This window comes from Achromobacter piechaudii NBRC 102461, assembly GCF_001571245.1.
GTDB classification, from domain to species: Bacteria; Pseudomonadota; Gammaproteobacteria; order Burkholderiales; family Burkholderiaceae_B; genus Achromobacter; species Achromobacter piechaudii.
Genome location: NZ_BCTK01000002.1, coordinates 1 through 529 on the forward strand (window position 1 = coordinate 1; position 529 = coordinate 529).

Sequence of the window (529 nt, forward strand, 5' to 3'; positions counted from 1 at the left end):
ACTGTCCGCGACGTACGCGCCGGACTTGCCGCTGGCAAGGCCTGTCACTGCCGAGTCCAGACCGTCAATGGCGCTGCCGAGGTTCGAGTAGTTGCTGCCTTGCACGCCATAGGTCGGCGCGGTGATGGTGCCGGTCGCGGGATCGAATGCCGATCCGCCGCCCAGGTTCGTTGCCACGCTGGCGCCAAGGTTGCCGATGCTGCTTGTGGCGGCATTGGCGACGCCGGTCAGTTGCGCGACGTTGACGGCGTCGGTGGACGCGCTGCCTGCGGCAAGATTCGTGATCTTGCGTTCAGCGCCGGATGCGCCCAGCGACACCTCGCCGCTGGAGTTCTGCGCAGTCGACAGGCCGATGGCGGTGTAGCCCGATTCCGAACCGGTGGTGGCCGTCGAGCCTTGGCCCAGCGCCACGTTAGAGCCGGTCAGGCCCGCCGTGATCGTTGCACCCTGGCCCAGCAACGTCGAGTTGTCGACCCCGTTGTCGCTGGCTTGGTTACCCAATGCCGTGGACGCTGCCCCCGTCGCCGAC

Annotated in this window: 1 pseudogene; it reads right to left on the bottom strand. The window is 67.5% G+C overall.

Going from position 1 to position 529, the window contains the following annotated elements:
• Nucleotides 1–529, bottom strand: a pseudogene (locus API01S_RS06615) (adhesin); the annotation flags it as partial.